The sequence below is a fragment of the Streptomyces sp. OR43 genome (genome assembly GCF_008042275.1).
Taxonomy (GTDB): domain Bacteria; phylum Actinomycetota; class Actinomycetes; order Streptomycetales; family Streptomycetaceae; genus Streptomyces.
In genome coordinates, this window is sequence record NZ_RDBK01000043.1 from 4,629,584 (window position 1) to 4,632,952 (window position 3,369).

Genomic DNA, 3,369 nt, shown 5'->3' on the forward strand with positions numbered 1-3,369 from the left:
CCGCTGCACGATCCGCTGCTCGCGCAGGGCACCGTCCCCGGCTGCTACAAGCTCGCCGGTGCCCTGCGCGAGCAGCGGATCGTGCAGCGGCTCGGCGCGTCCGAGGGCGGGGTCGTCGTACCGCCCCGCTACGACCGCGGGGCGTGGCAGGAGGGCGACGGGGTGTTCAACGCCGCCGCGATCGCCCGGTACACCCGCACCCTCGCCGACCGCGTCGAGCAGCACGTGCGTGCCGCTGACTTCCTCCTCGTCCTGGGCGGGGACTGCTCCATCCAGCTGGGCGCCTCGCTCGCTCTGCGCCGGATCGGGCGGTACGGACTGGTGTCGGTCGACGGGTCCGCCGACTTCCGGCATGCGGGCAACGGCGGCGGGATCGGTGCCGCCGCCGGTGAGGAGCTGGCCATCGCCACCGGGCGGGGGCAGGACGACCTCGCCGGACTGGAAGGGCTGCGGCCCTATCTCAGGGACGAGGACGTGCGGGTCCTCGGCATCCGCGACTACGACGAGGACCGCACCGAGCTCGCCGAGTTGAAGATCCCCGTGGCGACCGTCGGGGAGATCCGCGAGCAGGGTGCCACCGCACTGGCGGGCGGCATCGTGCGGAGCCTGGAAAGCCCGGAGCTCGACGGGTACTGGGTGCACCTGGACGCCGACGTCCTCGACCCCTCGGTCATGCCCGCAGTCGACAGCCCGGACGACGGCGGACTGCTCCCCGGCGAACTCGGGACCCTGCTGAGGACGCTGGTCGCCTCGCCCCGCTGCGTCGGCCTCAACGTCACGGTCTACGACCCCGATCTCGACCCGGACGGCACGGCCGGCGCGCTGCTCACCGACCTGGTCGTCGCTGCTTTTGCCGAAGTCTGACGGCCGATCCCCTGGTCCGGGCGGCGTCCAGCGTGTTCCATGGTCATCGGGGGGCGCCCGGACCTGCGGCGGCCCGCGCGAGGGAGCGAGGTTGCCGTGGCCACCACCGTACGACGCACCGTACTGACCCTGCCCGCAGCGGCGACGGGGCCGGAGAATCCGCTGCCCGCGCTGCGGCCCCTGGACGAGATGCATGTCGTCGACGACCGGGACCGGGCGGCACTGCCCCGCGACATGGCACGCCAGATCGGCCACGAACCCCTCGCCACCGTCCTTCCCGTCAGGATCCTCGACGGCTACGGACGCGAGCGCACGCCCACGGACCTCGACGCGATCGTCATCGAGAACGACCGGCTGCGGGCCACCGTGCTCCCAGGGCTCGGCGGGCGCATCCACTCCCTCGTCCACAAGGCGGACGGCCGCGACCTCGTCTACGCCAACCCCGTGCTCCAGCCCGCCGACTTCGCGCTCAACGGCGCCTGGTTCTCCGGCGGCATCGAGTGGAACATCGGCGCGACGGGGCACACCACCCTGTCCTGCGCCCCGGTGCACGCCGCCCGGGTCCCGGCGCCGGACGGCGGCGAGATGGTCCGGCTCTGGGAGTGGGAGCGGCTGCGCGACCTGCCGTTCCAGGTCGATCTGTGGCTGCCGGAGGACTCCGACTTCCTTCACGTCGGCGTACGCATACGCAACCCGCACGAACACCCCGCACCCGTCTACTGGTGGTCCAACATCGCCGTCCCGGAGGGCGAGCACACCCGGGTCCTCGCGCCCGCCGAGGAGGCCTGGCATTTCGGATACGAGCGGACGCTGACCCGGGTCCCGATGCCCGAGACCGGGGGCGTCGACCGGACGTACCCGCTGCGCGGCGACTTCCCGGCGGACTACTTCTACGAGGTGCCCGACGGCGCCCGCCGCTGGATCGCCTCCCTGGACGAGCACGGCCGCGGCCTCGTCCAGACCTCCACCGACCTGCTGCGCGGCCGCAAGCTCTTCCTCTGGGGCAGCGGGCCCGGTGGCCGCCGCTGGCAGGAGTGGCTCACCGAACCCGGCACCACCGGCTACGCGGAGATCCAGGCCGGGCTGGCCCGGACCCAGCTGGAGCACGTGCCGCTGGAGCCCGGCGGGGAGTTCAGCTGGCTGGAGTCGTACGGGCCGCTCGCCGCCGACCCCGATGCCGTGCATGGCGCGGACTGGGCGGCTGCCCGGGCCGAGGCCGAGCAGCGGCTCGCCGAGGCACTGCCGCGCGCCGCCGTGGACGCCGCGTACGAGGTGTGGCGGCGCTGCGCCGACACGGAGCCGGGCGAGATGCTCGCCACCGGCTCGGGCTGGGGCGCCCTCGAAGTACGCCGCGCCGGCTACAAGCTGCCCGGAACCCCGTTCGCGCCGTCGACGCTCGGCGAACAGCAGGAACCCTGGCTCCAGCTCCTGGAGCAGGGCGCCTTCCCCGAACCGCGCCGCGTCGCCCCGCCCGGGCCCAGCCTGGTCTCCCCGCACTGGCGCGACATGCTGGAGACGGCCTCCGCCGAACCGCTCACCGAATACCACCTCGGCGTCGCCCAGTGGCATGCCGACGACCGCGCCCAGGCGGTGCGCAGCTGGGAGCGCGGACTGGCCCTCGCTCCGTCCCGCTGGCCGCTGCTGCGCTGTCTCGCCGTGGCCGCCCAGGAGAGCGGCCAGCGGGACAGGGCGGCCGACCACTACATGGAGGCGTTCGACGACCTGTGTGCGGAGCGGCGCGACGAGGGCGAGGCATGGACGGCGGCCACGGCCGCCCTCGGCCGGGAGGCGATCGAGGCGCTGCTGGCCGCGGGCCGCACCGCCGGTGCCCGCGCGGTCTGGACCGGCCTGCTCCCGGACATCCGTCTCCGGGGCCGCTTCCGTCTCCTGGAGGCGCGCCTCCTGCTCGCCGAGGGCGACCGGGCGGCGGCCCGCGCCCTGTTCGACGAGGGCTTCGAGGTCGCCGATCTGCGCGAGGGCGCGGAGATCCTGGACGAGGTGTGGGCCGAACTCACCGCGCACACCGGAGAACCGCTGCCGGACGCGTACAACTACCGGATGAGGCCGCGGGGCTGACGGCGGGGCAGGGTCAGCCGGCCGGCCGGTTGCGGTCGACGTACTCGAAGACCGAGCCGTCCGGGTGCACCGCGATCAGGTTGCGGCCGGCCGGGGTGGGCACCGGGCCCGCGATGACGCGCGCGCCGACCCGGGTCAGGGAGGCGTGGGCCTCGTCGACGTCCTTCACCGCGATTGTCGCTGTCACCTTGCGCAGGATCTCCAGCTCGGACTCGGGGCCGCTCATCAGCAGAAAGCAGCCGATGGCGGCGACGGACACCCCGCCGCGCTCGAAGCGCAGCGCCGGACTGGCCGTGAGGTCCTCGTAGAAGGCCACCGCGGCCTCCAGGTCGTCGACGCAGATACGCAGCGTGGTTCCCAGGATTTCCATGCCGAACAGGGTAGTTGGCCGGTCAGCGGTGTGTGATCGATTCGGGGGAGGGGGAGAGG

The 3,369-nt window shown here is 73.8% G+C and carries 3 protein-coding genes; 2 read left to right on the forward strand and 1 reads right to left on the reverse strand.

Annotated elements, in window-relative coordinates:
* Nucleotides 1-3 precede the first annotated feature (3 nt).
* Entirely contained in the window at nucleotides 4-864 is an 861-nt protein-coding gene (locus EAO72_RS39900; protein WP_148021865.1) for an arginase family protein, read from the forward strand.
* A 96-nt stretch (nucleotides 865-960) separates the two neighbouring features.
* Complete coding sequence (locus EAO72_RS39905; RefSeq protein WP_148021866.1) at nucleotides 961-2,940, forward strand: DUF5107 domain-containing protein; 1,980 nt, start codon at nucleotides 961-963, stop codon at nucleotides 2,938-2,940.
* A gap of 13 nt (nucleotides 2,941-2,953) precedes the next feature.
* Here the strand turns inward: EAO72_RS39905 and EAO72_RS39910 are convergent, their stop codons facing one another.
* Entirely contained in the window at nucleotides 2,954-3,310 is a 357-nt protein-coding gene (locus EAO72_RS39910; RefSeq protein ID WP_148021867.1) for a VOC family protein, read from the reverse strand.
* Nucleotides 3,311-3,369: the final 59 nt, after the last annotated feature.